20 protein-coding genes are annotated in these 19,503 nt (G+C 48.6%); 6 read left to right on the forward strand and 14 right to left on the reverse strand.

What is annotated here, in order from left to right; translation table 11 throughout:
* Positions 1-15 precede the first annotated feature (15 nt).
* From recR to ACNI23_RS07705, 5 genes are all read right to left on the reverse strand, one after another.
* Complete coding sequence (recR, locus tag ACNI23_RS07685; protein WP_420247681.1) at positions 16-621, reverse strand: recombination mediator RecR; 606 nt, start codon at positions 619-621, stop codon at positions 16-18.
* Between the two features lie 118 nt (positions 622-739).
* Positions 740-1,051 (reverse strand): YbaB/EbfC family nucleoid-associated protein, encoded by a 312-nt coding sequence (locus tag ACNI23_RS07690; RefSeq protein ID WP_320008753.1) that lies wholly within the window; start codon positions 1,049-1,051, stop codon positions 740-742.
* Positions 1,052-1,119: 68 nt separating this feature from the next.
* Positions 1,120-3,048, reverse strand: coding sequence for a DNA polymerase III subunit gamma/tau (dnaX, locus tag ACNI23_RS07695; RefSeq protein ID WP_420247683.1), 1,929 nt, complete (start codon positions 3,046-3,048; stop codon positions 1,120-1,122).
* Between the two features lie 107 nt (positions 3,049-3,155).
* Positions 3,156-4,079, reverse strand: a complete 924-nt coding sequence (locus ACNI23_RS07700) for a branched-chain amino acid transaminase (RefSeq protein ID WP_420247684.1) — start codon at positions 4,077-4,079, stop codon at positions 3,156-3,158.
* 233 nt (positions 4,080-4,312) lie between these two features.
* Entirely contained in the window at positions 4,313-4,621 is a 309-nt protein-coding gene (locus ACNI23_RS07705; protein ID WP_420247685.1) for an isoamylase early set domain-containing protein, read from the reverse strand.
* A gap of 339 nt (positions 4,622-4,960) precedes the next feature.
* Between ACNI23_RS07705 and ACNI23_RS07710 the strand changes: the two genes are divergently transcribed.
* From ACNI23_RS07710 to ACNI23_RS07730, 5 genes are all read left to right on the forward strand, one after another.
* Entirely contained in the window at positions 4,961-6,136 is a 1,176-nt protein-coding gene (locus tag ACNI23_RS07710) for an aminotransferase class I/II-fold pyridoxal phosphate-dependent enzyme (RefSeq protein WP_420247687.1), read from the forward strand.
* Positions 6,137-6,228: 92 nt separating this feature from the next.
* On the forward strand, positions 6,229-7,518 hold the full coding sequence (locus ACNI23_RS07715) for a homoserine dehydrogenase (protein WP_420247689.1): 1,290 nt from the start codon (positions 6,229-6,231) through the stop codon (positions 7,516-7,518).
* Positions 7,519-7,527: 9 nt separating this feature from the next.
* Complete coding sequence (locus ACNI23_RS07720) at positions 7,528-8,709, forward strand: cofactor-independent phosphoglycerate mutase (RefSeq protein WP_420247690.1); 1,182 nt, start codon at positions 7,528-7,530, stop codon at positions 8,707-8,709.
* Positions 8,710-8,711: 2 nt separating this feature from the next.
* Entirely contained in the window at positions 8,712-9,122 is a 411-nt protein-coding gene (locus ACNI23_RS07725; RefSeq protein ID WP_420247692.1) for an acyl-CoA thioesterase, read from the forward strand.
* Positions 9,123-9,255: 133 nt separating this feature from the next.
* On the forward strand, positions 9,256-10,041 hold the full coding sequence (locus ACNI23_RS07730) for an amidohydrolase family protein (RefSeq protein ID WP_420247694.1): 786 nt from the start codon (positions 9,256-9,258) through the stop codon (positions 10,039-10,041).
* 30 nt (positions 10,042-10,071) lie between these two features.
* Here ACNI23_RS07730 and ACNI23_RS07735 read toward each other — a convergent pair whose 3' ends face one another.
* From ACNI23_RS07735 to gpt, 9 genes are all read right to left on the reverse strand, one after another.
* Complete coding sequence (locus tag ACNI23_RS07735; protein ID WP_420247696.1) at positions 10,072-10,578, reverse strand: DUF2867 domain-containing protein; 507 nt, start codon at positions 10,576-10,578, stop codon at positions 10,072-10,074.
* On the reverse strand, positions 10,575-11,042 hold the full coding sequence (locus ACNI23_RS07740; protein WP_420247697.1) for a pyridoxamine 5'-phosphate oxidase family protein: 468 nt from the start codon (positions 11,040-11,042) through the stop codon (positions 10,575-10,577). The genes ACNI23_RS07735 and ACNI23_RS07740 overlap by 4 nt, the downstream gene beginning before the upstream one ends.
* A gap of 16 nt (positions 11,043-11,058) precedes the next feature.
* Positions 11,059-11,628 carry a TetR/AcrR family transcriptional regulator gene (locus ACNI23_RS07745; RefSeq protein ID WP_420247699.1) on the reverse strand — a complete coding sequence of 190 codons (570 nt, stop codon included), beginning with the start codon at positions 11,626-11,628 and terminating at the stop codon, positions 11,059-11,061.
* Positions 11,629-11,781: 153 nt separating this feature from the next.
* Positions 11,782-12,279, reverse strand: a complete 498-nt coding sequence (locus tag ACNI23_RS07750) for a cytochrome c3 family protein (protein WP_015852319.1) — start codon at positions 12,277-12,279, stop codon at positions 11,782-11,784.
* 508 nt (positions 12,280-12,787) lie between these two features.
* Positions 12,788-14,329 carry an ABC transporter ATP-binding protein gene (locus ACNI23_RS07755; RefSeq protein ID WP_420247701.1) on the reverse strand — a complete coding sequence of 514 codons (1,542 nt, stop codon included), beginning with the start codon at positions 14,327-14,329 and terminating at the stop codon, positions 12,788-12,790.
* 9 nt (positions 14,330-14,338) lie between these two features.
* The gene (locus ACNI23_RS07760) at positions 14,339-15,259 is read right to left on the reverse strand and encodes an ABC transporter permease (protein WP_420247703.1); all 921 of its coding nucleotides are present in this window, start codon (positions 15,257-15,259) and stop codon (positions 14,339-14,341) included.
* A gap of 12 nt (positions 15,260-15,271) precedes the next feature.
* Positions 15,272-16,330 (reverse strand): ABC transporter permease, encoded by a 1,059-nt coding sequence (locus ACNI23_RS07765; RefSeq protein WP_420247705.1) that lies wholly within the window; start codon positions 16,328-16,330, stop codon positions 15,272-15,274.
* Positions 16,331-16,336: 6 nt separating this feature from the next.
* The gene (locus ACNI23_RS07770; RefSeq protein ID WP_420247707.1) at positions 16,337-17,413 is read right to left on the reverse strand and encodes a BMP family ABC transporter substrate-binding protein; all 1,077 of its coding nucleotides are present in this window, start codon (positions 17,411-17,413) and stop codon (positions 16,337-16,339) included.
* A gap of 175 nt (positions 17,414-17,588) precedes the next feature.
* Positions 17,589-18,059 carry a xanthine phosphoribosyltransferase gene (gene gpt, locus ACNI23_RS07775; protein WP_420250560.1) on the reverse strand — a complete coding sequence of 157 codons (471 nt, stop codon included), beginning with the start codon at positions 18,057-18,059 and terminating at the stop codon, positions 17,589-17,591.
* A 358-nt stretch (positions 18,060-18,417) separates the two neighbouring features.
* Between gpt and ACNI23_RS07780 the strand changes: the two genes are divergently transcribed.
* The gene (locus ACNI23_RS07780; RefSeq protein ID WP_420247709.1) at positions 18,418-19,500 is read left to right on the forward strand and encodes a diguanylate cyclase domain-containing protein; all 1,083 of its coding nucleotides are present in this window, start codon (positions 18,418-18,420) and stop codon (positions 19,498-19,500) included.
* Positions 19,501-19,503: the final 3 nt, after the last annotated feature.

Consider the following 19,503-nt stretch of genomic DNA (forward strand, 5'->3'; position numbering starts at 1 on the left):
TGTGAGTTTTCTTATCTATAGCTTTTGACGATATTCCAGCGACTGCCGAAGTGTTTCTTTATCTGTATATTTCACTTCAGACCCGATGGGGATACCCTGCGCAAGACGGGAAAGATCAATTCCGGGGTATTTGGATTCAACCATATTCTTGATGTATGAAGCAGTCGCCTCGGCATCAACTGTGGCACCCAAAGCAAGAATAAGTTCCTTTACTTCACCCTTTGCAAGTCGCTCTTCAAGTTTCTGAAACTCAAGCTGCTGCGGTGTAACCCCATCAAGCGGTGAAAGAAGACCGCCCAACACCAGATAATAACCGCGATATAACCCCATCTCTTCGATCGCAAGCAGAGAATCCCATTCCGAAACAAGGCAAAGCTTATCATGCTCACGCTTGGGGTCGGAACAAATCCTACAAGGGCAGGTATCGGTAATGCTGGCGCACTGCTCACAGATACAAAGCTTCTCGCGCAGATCAATAACACTCTGCCCGATGCCCGTAACTTTCTCTTTGGGCATCTTCAACATGGTCAAAGCAATACGAAGTGCGGACTTAGGGCCAAGACCGGGAAGTTTCGCCAGTTCCTGCGCAACAACCCGTAACGGCTCAGGTAAATTTTCCATAAAAAATAGTTTTTCCAAATACGGACGCGAAGCCCGCTAAAAGTTTTGGAAGGGGGAGTCCAGAGGGGGAAACTTTTTACAAAAAGTTTCCCCCTCTGGTCGCCGAAGGCAAAAATAATTAGAACATGCCAGGGATGTTCATTCCGCCAGTGATGGCAGACATTTCGGACTCCATCATGGCTTTTGCTTTCTTATTAGCATCGTTCACTGCTGCGAGTACGAGATCCTGAATCATTTCAACATCACCGGACTCAACGATGGTAGGATCAATTTTAATTTCAAGCACTTCTGAAGAACCGTTAACTTTAACGTTAACCATACCGCCACCAGCGGAGCTTTCTACTTCGCGAGTCTTGAGATCTTCCTGCAGAGCAGTCATTTTGCGCTGCATAACCTGAGCCTGACGTACGAGATCATTCATACCTTTCATTATATTACTCCTTGAAATTATTAACTTGTTAATTACCACACAGGACTGCCTGACAAACGGAAGTCCTATTAAACATCTTTGCGCGGATCAATAGAAAGAATACTCGCCCCGAAGGCTTCCATCACCCTTACAACATCAGGATGGGCTTCCACCTCGTCACGAATTTCCTGTCTGCTCCTACGCTTACCCTTGGAACTGATCTGGACTTCCAGCTCAATTTCAGGGCCGAAATAATCTTTCACCATTCGTTCAATAACACCACGTGATTCGCGTCCGGCAACCTGCCCCTGATGAAAGGAGTTGGCACAGGTCAAAACCAGCTTACCGTCTATGAGCTCGCCCTTACATTTGCTCAGACCGGAAGTCGATCCGTTTGCACCGCTGTCAGCGACATATTGCAAAAAGCCCTCAAAATCACGCGGACCACCGACCGATGCCGGAAACGCAGGCTTAGCCGGAGCTGGTTCAGGAACTCGCTCCAGCGGCGGAATCGATTCCGGCGCAGGATTTTCCGATTGGGGCACAGGGGGATTTAAATCACTATCGGTCTGTAAACCTGCCGCGTCAGGAAGGGAGGAATCATCAGCTCCCATATCGTTCGTAGAACGGTTACCCGCCGGAGAACCGGATTCAGTGCGTCCCATGGGACGTCCGTTTGCCCCCATGCCCTGCGGCTGCATTCCCTGATTCTGGGGCGGAACCTGCTGCTGGGCCTGCGGCTGCATTCCCTGCTGCGGATTGTTCTGCCACGGCGGAGTCTGTCCGCTGGGCTGTTGACCCATGGACTGATTTGGCGGAGGGGTCTGCGGCGGAGCCTGATTGGGTGCTGCCGGAGCCGATTGCGGTGCTTGTTGCGGACTGGGTGCAGCCGAAGCAAGCGCACCGGCCCGTTCCATGGAAATAAGGTCGGTAAGGCTGGCCATATTAAGCAAAAGCAGCTCAAGTGCCATAGCCGGTTCGAGGCTGGTCATGACCTTACGCTGTCCGTCAACGGTCATCTGCCAGCAGGCATGGATGAATGAACGATCAAAGGTCTGGGCCCATTTCATGAACTCAGCTGCTTCCTCGGATGAAAGGCCGAGTAAAGGTACTGCCCTCTCACCGGACTGGTTGAGCAGAAACATATTCCGCCAGCAGTTACCCAGTTCACGAATGAAAAATCCAAGATCAAGTCCGCGACCAAGTACCTGCTGTACTGTATCCCCTACAGCAACCAGATCACGTCCGTGGATAGCCTGCATAAGCGTAAAAAATACATCCCGCCCGGCAAGGCCTAAGATCGAGCGGACATCTTCTTCCAGCAGTTTCTCGCTGCCCAGAGCCAATACCTGACCCAGCAGGGACATGGAGTCACGCACACTGCCTGCGCCGCGTTTGGCGATAAGATCGACAGCTCCCTGCTCAAATTCGATCTTTTCCAAATTTAAAATATGGGAAAGATGCGCGATCAGCTCATCATTGGTGAGCATCTTGAATGCATAATGCTGGCACCGGCTGATGATGGTGGCCGGAAACTTATGCGTTTCCGTAGTTGCCATGATGAAAGTTGCGTGCGGCGGCGGCTCTTCAAGGGTTTTAAGTAACGCGTTAAATGCCTGCACGGTGAGCATGTGCGCTTCATCGATGATAAAAACCTTGTAGCGGAATTCAATGGGCGCGTAACCGATATCTTCCTTGAGCCTGCGGGCGTCATCAACTTTACCGTGTGATGCGGCGTCAATCTCAACCACGTCTACACCGACACCTGCTGTAATCTGGCGACAATTGTCACACTCGTTACATGGCTCGGCGGTGGGTGCGTTTTTACAGTTCAGCGCCTTGGCGAAAATTCTGGCAATGGTGGTCTTGCCTACCCCGCGTGTACCACTGAAAAGGTATGCGGGAGCAACCTTGTCCTGCGCTGCCGCACGGGAAAGGATTGTTTTGACTGCTTCCTGTCCTGCCACTTCACCAAAAGTCTGGGGACGGTATTTTGCTGTCAGATTGGATGTACTCATAAATTAAGATGCCTTCGGCGACCCTTTTTGATGCGCTTCGCTTCTGTTAACAGATATAACAAATCAATTTTGGGGACCTGTGCATCAGGCCCCCAAACTATTAATGACTAAATTTCGTAGTAATCCAGCCAGCCTTTGTACTTGTCATTACCGCCTTTAACGGCATTAAAGTACTCTTTCTGGAGGAGAGTACCGATAGGACCGCGCTTACCTTCACCGATAACACGGTTATCAACTTCGCAGATAGGGGTAACTTCAGCAGCAGTACCGCAGAAGAAAGCTTCATCAGCAATGTAGAGTTCATCACGGGTGAAGAGCTGCTCTACTACTTCGTAGCCGAGATCGCGGGCAACCTTCATGAGACTGGCGCGTGTGATACCGGGCAATACGGAAGTAAGCGGAGTTGTTTTAATAATATTGTCTTTTACGATGAAAATGTTCTCACCGGTTGCTTCAGAAACAAATCCGGAGGTATCGAGCATGAGAGCTTCATCATAGCCGTCTTTAACAGCCTCAACCTTTGCGAGGATGGAGTTGACGTAGTTACCGCAAGCTTTGGACTTGGTCATCATGACGTTTACATGATGGCGGTTGAAGGAAGAGGTCTTAACACGGATACCCTTTTCAAGAGCTTCTTCTCCAAGGTAAGCACCCCAAGGCCATGTTGCAATGCAAACACGAATAGGGTTGGAGCCGGGATGTACGCCCATGGCACCGTCACCGATGAATACGAGGGGACGGATATAACCTTCTTTCAGGCCGTTCACTTTCAGAGTTTCAAGAATCGCATCGTGAATTTCTTCAACAGTGAAAGGAATAGTCAGGCCGAGGATTTTTGCGGAATCGAAAAGACGAACCACGTGTTCGCGCAGCCTGAAAACAGCGGATTTGCCGTCCACAGTGGCATATGCGCGAATACCTTCGAACACACCGGCACCGTAGTGCAGAGTATGGGTCAGCACATGAACCTGTGCGTCATCCCAATTCACCAATTCACCGTCAAACCAGATTTTTTCTGCTTTTTGAACCATTATGTCCCCCTAATTTTCTTCTATAAATATAAAAAGCGCAGGCAGTGTGTAAGCCCCGCTTGATAACAACAGCGAACAACAGAATAAATGAAGCTAAAAAAAAGAGGGTCCAAGGTCAAGAAGGAACGGAAAGATCAAACTCAGGAAATAATTAAAAAGCACAAAAAAGAACGCACGAAATGGACGGGAACTGACTAGCTCCCGCCCTTATATGCGAACCATCATTGACAGAATCAAACGCTTACAACCGAGTTTTCACCATCTCCGTATGGAGTTATTTCAGTGCGGTCCGGTTCGGTATCATTAAACCAGACATTGTCCCCGGCCAGATAACGGAACTGGTAGTCACGCCCGGTTTCAAGATCAACGGTCACGGTATATTTACCGCTTTTCAATTTTTTCATGGGAGTAGAACTTTGATCCCAACCATTGAAATCGCCAACCAGATGAATAGCCTCACCGTTTTCAACCTGATCCTTATCCACTTCAAACTTAACCTTGCAAACAGGTTTGCTTTTAAGGAATTTCTTGGAAAGAGCCACCGGATCCTCCTGATGGTTTTATAATTTCAAAATGTCAGTGATAAAAAAATTTCTGTTATTAATTAATCGTTATTTTTTTTTAATGTCAACATAACTCTAAAAAAATACATATAACCGTCATCTACCCAATTTGATTAATTATTCTAAAAAAGAAGTTTTTCACCCTATTATAACATGCATAAAATTCTTAGTTTTCGAATTTAATTCTGTAAAACCAACTTAATAAAACTTTTTTTCTCCATAAACATTGTCCTACACACAAATATTAGTTTTGACAGCGATGGACACCATGGTTACAAATCACCTTTAAGTTTATATTTTTATTTAGGAGTAACGACCATGGACAAGTTTCCAAGAGTTCACCGGCTGCCCCCCTATGTGTTTGCCAAGGTGAACGAACTGAAAATGCAGATGCGCCACGAAGGTGAGGACATCATCGACCTTGGCATGGGGAACCCAGACCTCCCCACCCCCCAGCACATTGTAGACAAACTGGTTGAAGCGTCGCAGAAGCCCGCCAACCATCGCTACAGCGCGTCAAGGGGAATCAAGGGACTCCGCAGGGAAATGGCGCTTTGGTACAAAAGAAGATATGGCGTTGAACTGGATTATGATCAGGAAGTGGTCGTTACCATGGGCGCCAAAGAGGGGCTGGCGCACCTGGCGCTGGTCATGCTTTCACCCGGTGATGTTGTTTTCGCACCGGACCCGTCTTATCCCATCCACCCGTACGCAAGTATCATTGCCGGAGCAGATGTAAGACGTATTCCCATCGGTGCTGACCGTGATTTCTTCGAAGATCTGGAACTGGCAATGCGCCAGACCTGGCCCAGACCAAAACTTCTGATCATCAACTACCCGCACAACCCTACCGGAGTCACTGCGGATATTCCGTTCTTTGAAAGAATCGTCGACTTCTGTAAAGAAAACGACCTGCTTGTAATTCACGACCTCGCATATGCCGACTTCACATTTGACGGCTATGAGGCACCCAGCTTCCTGCAGGCTCGCGGCGCTAAAGACGTAGGGGTAGAATTCTTCTCCCTTTCCAAAAGCTACTCAATGCCCGGCTGGCGTGTGGGATTCTGCTGCGGTAATCAGGAAATGGTACAGGCCCTGACCCGCATCAAAAGTTATCTGGACTACGGCCTGTTCCAGCCCATCCAGATTGCGGCCTGCCATGCCCTTTCCGGACCGCAGGAATGCGTTCGCGAAATCATGGATATCTATCAGGACCGCCGCGATGCACTTTGTGAAGGATTGCAGCGCATCGGCTGGGATGTAACCCCGCCCAAGGCTACCCAGTTTATCTGGGCACCGATCCCTGAACAGTTCAAACATCTCGGTTCGGTTGAATTCTCCAAGCTGCTGCTGCGCGAATGTAAGGTGGCTGTTGCCCCCGGACTCGGCTTCGGACACTACGGAGATGACCATGTCCGCATGGCCCTTGTAGAGAACAGGCAACGCATTAATCAGGCCATACGAGGCATGAAAGACCTATTTGCAAAAGGGTAAAAGATAATTATTCAAATTTCTGGCAGGTTGCGGTATAAAGCAGCCTGCCAGTTTTTTTTGAAACATTTGAGAAATGAATTAATGAGGTTTTAATGCAGACTGTTAAGCTTGCCATTGCCGGATTCGGCACTGTCGGAACCGGACTCGCCCGGATTTTGGAAGAAAACGAAGATGTGATTCTCGCCCGCTGCGGGAAAAAATTCGAAATTACATCCGTTCTAGTCCGTGACGTTAACAAAAAAAGGGATTTCCTGCCCGGACCTGAAGTAAAATTCACCGCCGACCCCGATGAGTTCACATCCAGTCCGGATGTAGACATCGTAGTGGAACTGATGGGCGGCACTACCGTGGCCAAGGAAATTGTTATCAAAGCCCTTAAAGCAGGCAAGCACGTAGTAACTGCCAACAAACATCTGCTGGCTGAACACGGCATCGAACTTTTTAATATCGCTGCCCAGAATAAAGTCGGCCTGTACTACGAATCCAGCGTTGCCGGTGGCATTCCCATCATTCAGTCCATCAAGGAATCATTGGCCGGAAACCGCATCAAATCCATTGTCGGAATTCTTAACGGAACCGCCAACTATATTCTTTCTGAAATGTCCACCAACGGTCTGGAATTCGAGACAGCACTGTCACAGGCTAAAGAACTGGGCTATGCCGAAGCTGACCCGACCTTTGATATTGAAGGCATCGATGCAGCGCACAAAGTGTGTGTGCTGACCCGCATTGCTTACGGCAAGGATTATCCACTTTCCGATCTGCCCATTGAAGGCATCACCAGAGTTGAAGGTCAGGACATCCGTTTTGCACGCGAGTTCGGTTACCGCGTCAAGCTTATCGGCGCAGTGCAGGATGTAGGCGGAAAACTGGAGGCCGGAGTATTCCCCGCACTGGTCAAATACACCCTGCTGCTTGCTCGGGTTGGCGGCAACTACAACGCCGTCCGCGTTGAAGGCAACGCAGTAGGTCCCGCATTTTTCCACGGTCAGGGCGCAGGCTCAATGCCCACCGGAAGCGCAGTGCTGGCTGACATCATGGCCCTCGCAAAGACCGACACTCCTGACAACACCGGATTCTGCAATGCTCCCATAGAGAAAGCAAACATCCTGCCCCCGGAACTGGCTACTTCGGAATACTATTTCCGCTTCACAGTTCAGGATAAAGCAGGTGTCATGGCTGCTCTTTCCAAGTGCCTTGCCGAACATAATATTTCCATTGCGCAGGCTGTGCAGAAAGGCAATCCTGATGAAAAGGACATCCCGGTAGTATTTACCACCCACAAGGCCAGCACCAAGGACGTGCACGCAGCCATCGAAGAAATCGATAGCATGCCCTTTATCACCAAGCCGACTATGTCCATGCGCATTTTAAAAGGATAGCTTTTACTTATGAAACTTCTTTTTCTCATTGCTGACGGAATGGGCGGTTGGCCCATTGAAGAACTCGGTAACAAGACCACCCTAGCTGCCGCCAATACTCCGAATATGGATATGCTGGCCGGGAAAGGTTTGATCGGTACCTGCCGGACCGTGCCCAAGGGTATGGCTCCCGGTTCCGATGTTGCCAACATGTCATTGCTTGGTTTCGACCCCGCCACCTACCACACCGGACGCGGTCCCATCGAAGCTGCTGCACAGGGCCTTCAGCTTGACCCTGATGATTTGGTCTGGCGTATGAATCTGGTTAATCTTTCCGAATTCGACGAAAGCGGAACCATGTACGACTACTCTGCCGGACACATCGGAACCGATAAATCAGTGCCGCTGGTGGAAAAACTGCAAGCCGAGCTGGGCAATGATGAATTCACTTTCTACCCCGGTATCCAATACCGCCACCTGCTGGTCCATAAAGGTGGTGCCAAGAAGATGGAAGCGGGTCTGAATATCCGCCCCCCACACGACCTGACCGACAAACCCATTGACGAAGACATTCGCGAATTCGCCAAAAGCCCGCTTATGGACAAGCTGGTCCGGGATGCAGTGGAAGTACTTGCCGATAACGGTACCAAAGCTGTATCCATTTGGCCTTGGGGACAGGGCCGACCGCTGATCCTGCCGCCTTTTGAAGAAAAGTTCGGCATGAAGGGTGCTGTTATTTCTGCAGTTGACCTGATCAAAGGACTGGGTAATGCTTCCGGCATGGAAGTGATTGACGTGGAAGGTGCCACCGGACTGGTGGATACCAACTACGAAGGAAAGGTCGAAGCGACCCTGAAATTCCTTGAGCATGGAGATTTCGTCTACGTGCATCTTGAAGGCCCGGATGAATCCGGACACATGGGCAGCGTGGAAGATAAAATCAAATCCATTGAACGCTTTGATTCACGCATTGTGGCTCCCCTGCTGGAAAAATATCCGCTCGACAAAGCCAATTACGTGATCACCTGCGACCATTTTACCCCAATTGAAACCAGAACCCACGATGAAACCCCGGTTCCCTTCATCATGACTTCGCCGCGACTTATTCCTTCCGGCGAGAAGTCATTCACTGAAGAAACAGCCGACCGGGCCGGAATCATCATCCCGGATGGACACGATTTCATGCAGTGGGTGCTGAATAAGACAAGATAATCATGAAGACTGAATTCCCGACACCGCATTCATGGCTGGCCCACAGTGTTTCCTATGGTGAAACAGATGCCATGGGTGTGGTTTATTATGCTGAATACCTGCATTTTTTTGAGCGGTCCCGTTCGCTTTTCATTCGCGAACGGGGCATGAGCTATGCCGAAGTTGAAGAGCGCGGCATCTACCTGCCCGTACGCGAAGCCAATTGCCGTTACCGTATCCCGGCCCAATATGATGACCAGCTTGATATTCAGGTAGGCATCAGTGAATGGAAACGCGCTTCCATCAAGTTCACCTACAACATCTACAAAGATGAACGCTCAACGCTAATCGCAACCGGATTCACCGAGCACGCCTGCGTAAATAAAGACGGCAGGCCGGTTCGTGTCCCGGAATGGCTACGCGAAATTTTCTAATCAAACTTTTAATCCCCACTCGAGACTCTCGTCATTTTTCCTGACTTCAGATTCCCGTGAGAGGAAATAAGCAGAGTGTGAATATTCAATATTCACACTCTGAATCAGTAATTTCAAACACGGATATATACCCATGTACTACGACGTTCATACCCATGCATTCCACCCTAAAATTGCCGACAAGGTCATCCAGCAACTCCACGACCACTACGGCATTACAGCTGTAGGCAACGGTCACCCTGAAGACCTACTGAATCGTGCTTCACGCGCAGGATTGGACAGGGTCATAATTCATACAGCGGCAACAGCGCCGGATCAGGTCATTCCTGCTAACAACTGGTCCATTGAACTGGCAAAATCAGATGAGCGCATTGTTACCTTCGGGACCATGCACCCGGATTACGCCGACCCGGAAAAAGAATTTGCACGACTGGAACGAAACGGCATCAAGGGGCTGAAATTCCACCCTGACTTTCAGGGCTTCTTTATGGATGACCGCAAATTCTACCGCATCATGGAAATGGCGCAGGACCGTTTTGTATGCATGTTCCATATCGGGGATAGACTCCCGCCTGAAAAGAACCCATCCTGCCCGCTCAAGCTTAAAAAATTGCTCCAGAACTTCCCCCGTCTTAAAGCCATCGGCGCGCACATGGGCGGCTTGTACCATTGGAAAATGGTTGCCGAAGAACTGGCAGGAATGGATGTTTATTTCGATACATCAAGCTGCCTGCCCTTCATGGATAAAAAAGTACTCTACGAAATAATCGACAGGCACCCGCGCGAACGGATTCTGTTCGGCAGCGACTACCCTTTATTTGATCCACTGGATTCAATGAAGGAATTACAGCACGCACTCAAACTGAAAGACAGCGAACTGGAACAACACATGAGTGCAGTAGAAGAATTACTCGCATAAAATTAAACGCACAGGGGGAACCTTGTGCGTTTATTCTTTTGCAGCGTGCTTACCCATGAAATAGACCACCAAATGACTGAACGGCCTGATCAAATTGAAATAAACCGGACCGGTCCAATGTTTATAATGAACGATTGTAAATACATGGTAATGGTGCAAACCGGTTTCAACTGGTTCCGAGACTACGCCGATATATCCGATAAGATGCTTATCTTCGGCAGCACCAATCCAAAATCGGTCAGCTTCAAAATCAACTGAATTAAAAAAATCCACCTGCCCGCCACGACGAAAATCATAATCAGAGACTTCAAGACCGTGATCCATGAACTCATCATGTTTCAGCCCCATCATTCTAGCCAACACGCCCCTGACTTTGTAAAGACAAGTAAGCCACCCCGGTTTATAGGCCATCAATCGGATCAGAAAATCTTCCATATCGCGACCACTGTCAAAGCCCACTCCGTAGACATGATCTGCATCAACGCAGATTTTCTCCAGTTGGGGAATTGAACTTACGATTGCTGCTGACTGACTCATGGATTCATCCTCCCTGCTTCAAGGCCTTCAATACGCAACACCTCAAATTCACGAACCATATTCATATCTTTCCAGAGTAAATCATGTCCTTTGAAAAAACGGTACATACTTACTTTACCAAGGAAATTATCAATCTCATTCTGTGTTGCTTTTCTCCTCTCCCCTGTCCGGCAAAACAGTCGCAAGGCAGACTGAGAGGGGAACCGCCCTTTCCACAATGATTTAAGCCAGAATCCAGCTCCCGGGTGAGCTGCCATAAGAGTCATGCGAGCATCGCGTTCAATGTTTTTACGCATTGTTTTGGGAAATTTTTCAAAATAATATCCCTTGCCCTCTTCTGTGAAAGAGACTGAACCAATAGGTGAAATCCGAGGGAAACCATCAGCATCCACTGTTCCGAGTGACGCATGCTTAACTTCAGCAAATAAATCTTCAACCTCATTCCATAAAATATCTGACTGCATGATACAAACTCCCATTTTATTTCGCAGGTATTTTGTACAACTCCTGCTTCATTGTTTTGAGAATACAGCTATGGTCTTCTTCCGAGATATTGACCCCCATCATTCGAACACCTAGAAACATGGAATAACTTATTTTTGAAAGCAGAACAGCCCTATCATGGTCTCCACCTACCTCTTCAAAAATGGAACGCAAATATTCAATTCGCATACCGTCAACTCGCTCAATATACTTCTGTGCAAGCGGATCATGTAAAGCCCACGCCCTGATACTTGTCTCAGTCCCTGATGGCAGCTTATGTGATTTTTCAACAATCAAATTGAAGCGTTCAACGGCATCAACGCCCTTGTCTGCTGCTTCAATACTGGCAAGCGTCCAGCCCTTCACCCAATGCTCAAGCATCCTCTCCAGAAAGTCTGCGCGATTCTTGAAGTGATGGTAAAAGGACCCCTTCGTAACTTTCAGCTTCCGGCAAAGGGCATCAATTGTTAGTTGCTGCACACTGTCAGTTTCAAGCAACTTCAATCCCGCACCAAGCAGATCTTCAGCACAATGCCGGGATTCACTCCTCTCCGTTTTCTTTGACATCCTTACCTCCATCTAACGATACCATACCGTATGGTATGTTTAAATTATACAAAACATAAAACCAAGTCAATATATAAACACAACAAAAAAGCCGTCTGTGGGGCAACCACAGACGGCTCTAGCGAACAACTTCGAAAAGTTATGAAATACTTTCTAGTTGTGTGCTCTTTCCTGCTTGGGGTGACATGCGTTGTTTGCACAAGGAGCAGTAGCGATGTCAGTCTCGCCAGCCTTGTTCATCTTCACATGACAGCCACGACAGCTGATATCACTCTGAAGGGTATGAAAAGCCTTGAAGTAAGAGTGAGGTGCTGCTTTCTGTTTCAGGTTGTCATGACAACCGGGAGCCGCACAGCTTTTGATCTGAGACTTACCGTCCCAAGTGTGGTGACACTTAGAACAGTTAACGTCCTGGTGGTCAAAGTGAGAGAATTTGACCGGAGTAAACCGGACCTGATTCAGTACTTCAGGACGTTTGAATTCGAGATTTACGGGAAACCTAACAACCAGCTCTTCGGAAACGATTTCTACCTTCTCATTACCGGATATGCTTGCAATCTCCTCACTAAGATTGCTGGTCGCAGTTGAGTACACAATTACGAGAACGGCAAAAACAACAGCCGCTCCAACATACAGAAAATTAGTCTTCATTCTATTCCTCCTCATGAAAGTCGTACCTTCCTACTCAAAATCAGGGATTATTTCAATAAAAATACGTAGATGTACATACTATGCAACGCCCTAAAACAGCGGTTTGAGGGACTACACAACACAGATTGGGAAAATTTTCACACAAGTCGTTTTTATGCAAAACTAACACAATAAACCATAAAACAACTATAACTAAGCATATAAATATAATTTTACACAGCTCAACTGACAAAAGTTATATTCAGCAACCCTAGATTTAGTAAATTTTACACAAAACCATAAGCAAAATTACCAAAATCAATATCTACTTACTTCACACTATAATCAAAAAAAACTTCACATTTTTTCTATAATGACGCAAAAACCTTCCCTGTCCTGAATAACGGACATTCATAGACGGGAATTTATACCCCGCTTTATATTCAAAACAATAAAAAGCCCCTCTTTGTTACACAAAGAAGGGCTTACAATTATTAATCGTATATTTAGATCGAAAAAAACGAAGAAGCTACTCGCGTACCCCTGCCATAAGCAGACCAATGTTATCGACTTTCGCTTTGTCGTTGACTGAGAATTCGTCCATGATCTGCCCACAGTACATTACTGCCACGCGGTCAGCCAGTTGCAATGCTTCGCCAAGGTCTCCGGTAACAAGCAGGACACCTGCCATTTTGCGGGCCTCCAGCAGTCTATTCCAGACTTCCTCAGTTGCAGAGATGTCCAGCCCCTGTGTGGGCTGTTCAGCGACAATGAGATGCGGCTGACGGTAAAGTTCACGTGCCAGCACCATCTTCTGCAGGTTACCACCGGAAAGCTGCCATGCCAGAGCTCGGATACGCCCGGGACGCACATCATATTCCTCGACCAGATCTTCAGCCACCTTGGCAGCTTTATCGTGCTGCAACAGCGGTCCTGCGGAAAATCCCTGACGCGTGGTCAAAAGCAGGTTATCCACCAGATCAAGGTTACGGGCGGTAGCAAGATCAAGACGGTCTTCAGGGATGTAAGACATGGAATTATTCCATTTCATCTCAGCAAAGAACTTCCGCCACGGCTTGCCCATGATGAAAATTGTGTCCTTGGGAGGCTTGCGCATACCGCAGACTCCTTCCACAAGCTCCTGCTGTCCGTTACCGGCAACACCGACAATGGCAACAACTTCACCCTTGCGCACATCAAGATTGATATCGCGCAGGCCGATTCCGGTCATATTCTTTACTTCCAGAACCTTCTCGCCGACCTCGACCTCTTCCTTGTCCACTTCGAGGATGACTTCCTTGCCGACCATACGGCAGGCCAGATCAGCCTTGGAAGTAATCTTATCGCGGGGAACCTCGGCATCGATATTACCACGGCGAAGAATGGCGACCTCATCGGCAATGGCCATAACTTCTTCAAGTTTATGACTGATGAAGACCACAGACTTCCCCTGACGGGTCATTGCCCAAAGAGCCTCAAAAAGACGGAAAGCTTCACGGGGAGTGAGAACCGCGGTGGGTTCATCGAAAATCAGCACCCTGCTCTCGCGATAAAGAAGCTTGAGGATTTCCACGCGCTGTTTCTCACCCATAGAAAGGGTGGAAACTTTAGCGGAAGGATCAATCTCAAGTTCGTAATCTTCTGCAAGCTTACGTACTCTTGCTTCCATCTCCTTGGGGTTGACGAAAAATCCGCCTTCCTGACCAAGCAGCACGTTTTGGGCTACGGTCATGGTATCAACCAGCATGAAGTGCTGGTAAACCATTCCGACCCCGGCTTTAATCGCGTCCTTGGAGTTGGAGAAGTCAACGCGCTTGCCGTCAACTTCGATGTATCCTTCGTCAGGACGGAAACGCCCTGCAAGCATGGACATGAGAGTACTCTTACCCGCTCCGTTCTCACCAAGCAGAGCCTTGATGCGGCCGGGATAAAGATCAAGGGAAATATTATTGTTAGCGACAACCTTACCGAAACGCTTGGTAATTCCCTTCAAAGAAATAAGCGGAGCGCAACCTTCAAAACCGGTAGCCTTCTGGCATTCGGGACGGGTGAAATCCTGATGAGAACTCATTGCTGCCACCTATCCTTCAGGCTCGATGTTGATTCCCAGATGTGCGGGAGCATTACCGCTGCGTCCGCGCATAGCGGAGAAGATCAGTACCAGAATGGTCAGGGCATACGGCAGCATCAACAGCAGGGTGGACGGAATATGGGTTCCAACAGCCTGTAAACGGAGCTGGAAGGCCATGACTCCACCGAAAAGGTAAGCACCGAAAACAGCGCGGCCCGGTCTCCAGAAAGCGAAAATAACCAATGCAACCGCGATCCAGCCTCGTCCACCGGAAAGGCCGTTGGCCCAGAGGTGGGTGTAAGCGAGGGAAAGGTAAGCCCCCCCCAGACCAATAAAAAAGCCACCGCCCAGCAAAGCAATCCAGCGCAGACGAATGGCCTTGAGTCCCACGGCTGCGGCTGCTGCAGGCTTCTCACCTACAGCTGAGATAGCCAGACCGAGACTGGTGCGGTTAATAAACAGCATAAACAGCACAGGAATCAGATAAGAAACATATACAAGTGCATCCTGCTTGAAAAATATATCCCCGATATAAGGAATGGCGGAAAGCACGGGAAAGCTGAATTTGTCGAAACCATCAGTAGCGGTACCGATATACGGAGTGCCGAGGAAGTTGCACAGCCCTACACCGAGGATAGTCAGTGCCAGACCGGAAACAACCTGATTACCGAGACAGGTAATGCAGACGAAACCGTGCAGCGCAGCCATAAATGTTCCGGCAATACCTCCGGCGATGAATCCGAGCCACGGATTTCCGGTGGTCATGGTAACAAAAAAGGCCGCAAAAGCCGCCATGCTCATCATACCTTCGACACCGAGGTTGAGCACCCCGCCCTTCTCAGTGAGAATCTCACCGAGGGTGGCGTAGAGGATCGGTGTACCGGACTGCACTGTGGCAGCCAGCAGGGGGACAATAAAACTTTCCAACATTATATCACCCGACTACTTCTTCTTAACAATCTTATATGTAACCAGCATCTGGCCCGCAAGAACGGACATAAGGATCAGACCTTCCATAATGGAACCGAATGATGCCGGTGTCTGCAGTTCAAGCTGCATATTCTCAACACCTACGCGCAGTGCTGCGAGCAGGTAGGCGGAAATACCTATGTACAGGGGGTGCAGTCTAGCAAGCCATGCAACAACAATAGCAGTGTAACCGTAACCGACCATGATGGAGGGCTGCAGCCTGTTGATGGTGGCGGAAGCTTCAATGCATCCGGCCCATCCGGCTAGTGCGCCGGAGATAGCCATAACCAGAATGGTCAGCTTTCCGTAAGGCAGGCGGGAATACATGGCGATACGCTCGCCCTCCCCAGCAACCTTGATCTCAAAACCGAGGCGGGTGAAACGCATGAACGCCCACATGGCAAAACCGGAACCGACACAAACCGCGAAACCCCAGTGCAGACGGGTCTCGCCGATCTGACCGATGATAGCACCGGGAGAAAATTCAGGGGTAACCGGAAAACCGAAACTGGCCGGGTCTTTCCATGCGCCGAACACGAGGTATTGGAGCAGCAGGATGGCAATGTAGTTTAGCATCAGGGTTGAGATAATCTCATTGACCTGCAATTTGAGCCGCAGAATAGCCGGGATATAAGCCCAGAAAGCCCCGAAGATCGCAGCGCAGATAAACATGAGCGGCATGAGCAGGAAGCCGGGCAGATCAGGAAAAGTAAGCGCGGCCCATGTTGCCCCGATTGCGCCGAGCGCAAACTGGCCTTCAGCCCCGATATTCCAGACCTGCATCCTGAAGGCTGTAGCAACACCCAGTGCACAGAGAAAAATGGGAATAGATTTTAAAAGGGCGTCTTCCAAAGCCCATGAAGCACCAAAAGACCCCTGCCAGAGCACGAGGAGTCCTTGTACAGCAGATTTTCCCTGCAATTCAAGCAGGAGCGCGCTGATCCCGAAAGATAGAACCAGAGCGCCCACGATAATAATCGGGGCGCCCCAGTTCCAGGGTTCGTCACGCTTTTGTAAGCGATAACCCAACATAAATTATTACTTGGTATTTCCGATTACGCCTTCAACAAACCACATCATACCGAGCATTTCAGGATCGGTCATGGTTTTTCCGGCCGGAACCATTTCTTTGCCGTTCTGGTCCTTGAGAGGACCTACGAAGATTGCGTTTTTGCCTTCAACAATAGCTTTCTTGGCTTCAGCAACTTTGTCCTTAACATTCTGGGGAACCATGGGACCGTAAGGAGCGATATCTACGATGCCCTGATCCATGCCCCACCACAGGGACTCATTACCCTGCCAAACGCCGTCGCGCAGCTGCTCAACAGCATTCTTGAAGAGAGGAGCCCAGTTCCAGACAGCAGCGGTCAGGTGAGCCTTGGGAGCCATTTTGGACATATCGGAGTTGTAAGCGATGGAGTATTTGCCGCGCTCCTGAGCTGCTTCCTGAGGACCGGGGGAATCCTGATGCTGAGTGATAACGTCAGCTTTCATATCCAGAAGGGAGATAGCTGCGTCTTTTTCCAGTGCAGGATCGTACCAGGTCTTGGTCCATACGACGCGAACGCTCGCTTCGGGATTAACAGCGCGTACACCGAGGGTGAAAGCGTTGATGCCGCGGATAACTTCAGGGATGGGGAAAGCTGCAACGTAACCGATTACGTTGGACTTGGTCATCATACCAGCAACAATACCGGTCAGGTAACGAGCCTGGTACATGCGGCCAAAGTAGTTGCTCATGTTAGGGGTGGTTTTGAAACCGGAGCAATGCATAAATGCGGTCTTGGGAAATTTTTTGGAAACTTTAACCATGGGGTCCATGTAGCCGAAGCTGGTACCGATAACCATGTCGTAACCTTTGCGTGCGAAGTTCAGTACTACGCGCTCGGAGTCCGGACCTTCAGCAACGGATTCAACATAGGAAGTCTCAACCCAGGGAAGGGCGTCGATAGCCTTACGGCCCTGATCCTGTGCATAAGAGTAACCTTCATCACCTACGGGAGAAATGTAAACAAAACCGACTTTAACTTTGTCCTTCTTAGCACCGGCAAACGCAACGGATGCCAGCATCACGGACATGGCTGCAACAACAGCCATAAGCAGAACTTTACGCATCATCCACTCCTTGAGAATTTGTTAGTAAACCCTGTTGAAGTTCCGTATCAACGAACCTTCCCCTAAATGTGAAAACAAAAAAACAAATACACAACCAGCCCCCGGACTCCCTGCGTCCGGCAGCTGGAAATGCAAATGTCTGTAAACCTGAACCGAATTAAAGCCGTGGAAGACTTTAACTATTATTTTCCTGAGAAACCTTCACGATGGGCTGGGCAAATTGAGTTTCGCTGTCCCATGGGAAGAGAATCCAAGTATCCTGACTTACTTCTGTGATGAAGGTATCCACTAAAGGACGGCCTTCCGGTTTGGCATAAACCGTGGCGAAATGGGCCTTGGGAACCATTTCCCGGACCAGTCTGGCAGTGCCTCCGGTATCAACGAGATCGTCGACCAGAAGCCAGCCTTCTCCATCGCCTTTGAAATCTTTAAGTACAGTGGCTTTCTTTTCCTGAACTTTCCAATCATAAGTGGAAATGCAGACGGTGTCGATAAGTCTTATATCGAGCTCGCGCGCCAGAATCGCCGCAGGAACAAGCCCGCCGCGGGTAATGGCAAGGATACCTTCAAAAGGACCTTTTTCAAGCAACCGCCAGGACAAAGCCCTGCAATCTCGGTGCAGCTGTTCCCATGAAATGGGGTACATTTTATTATATCTGTCTGCCTTCGACAATTTATCTTCTCCTTAATTTCCATGCATGCACGCGGTTTCCCTAGCCCAAGGAATGGACAAGAGCAACATAAAAATAAACGCAATTCCACATTTATGGAAATTCAGGTATCTTTTCTCTCAGCTCAGATCGGCCTCAATTACCGTAAAATAACACTTTAAACAGCAACCAATCTTTTAACAGCAGAAAACTCATCCCGTCTACCCTGAACGGTCACTGCGAACACCGTTGAAGCCATTATTTATTTTTGATTTTACATAAAACACAGGCAAGGATAAAAGAATAAGCGGAGCTGAGAAAACCCGATCAAATCAAAATTAAAGGTTAGTACTTATGATATTTCATGATGCCGCCAGATTGCGCTACAAAATAACCATCCCGCTTATTCTTGTGCTGGCTCTCGCTGCACTTTATCTTTTTCACACTATAGTAATAGAGCGCAAAAACCTGCTGGATACCCAGAATCTACTCAGCGGATTGCGCACAACATCCGTAGAAATACTGACAGCACCCGCAGGCATGCAGCATGAATCGACTATAAGGATTTTCAAATCCATTCTTGAAGAATTACAAAGCTACCCTGCGGACAGCCGCTTAACCAATCTGCTGAACAACGAAGAGTCCAACTTTTTTACTTCGGCGGACACTTTTCTTAAAGCCGCTGCATCAGGCGACAATAAAGTGATTAACATCGCTACACGGGAACTGGATTCATCCATAGGCATGGTTTCAGGAGATATCACCAAGATCTCTGACGACCTTCATGTAAACATGGTGAAATATGAATATGGAATCCTTTTCATGATCTGCATCCTCGCGGCATTGCACCACTTCCTTGTGGACTCCCCCATGCGAGAAGAATTAATCCGGTGCGCCCGGGAAAAGGAAGTCAGCAAATCAACTATCAAGAAACTTGCTGAAAGGGATACCCTGACCAACCTTCCCGGCAGGATGAAATTCTACGAGGAAGCGGAAAAGGCTGTATCCTCCGCTACAAGATACGGCTCAGACCTCGCCCTAATAAAAATGGATATTCACGACTTTAAAACCATCAACCAAAAACACGGTCAGAAGGCCGGCGATAAGATTCTGGCAGGATTTGCACGCTTGGTGCGTAAAAATTTAAGACGACCGGACAGCTTCTTCCGGGTCGGAGGGGACAAATTTATCATCCTCGCTCCACATACAAATGTAACCAACGCTAAGAATCTTACAGAAAAAATCAACAAGCTGGCTTCGACCGCTAAAATCCTGAAGGCCATCCCATTCATGATGAATACCGGAATCGCCATGTGCGATCACGAGGAAACAGGTGAATCCCTGCTTAAAAAGGTTGATCTGGCTTTGAATGAATCCAAAAAATATGGTCCCGGAACCGTTTACACCCACCCTGAACCTGTAAAACCTGCTGAGTAATAA

It is taken from the genome of Maridesulfovibrio pacificus (SeqCode), from assembly GCF_048612815.1.
GTDB classification, from domain to species: domain Bacteria; phylum Desulfobacterota; class Desulfovibrionia; order Desulfovibrionales; family Desulfovibrionaceae; genus Maridesulfovibrio; species Maridesulfovibrio pacificus.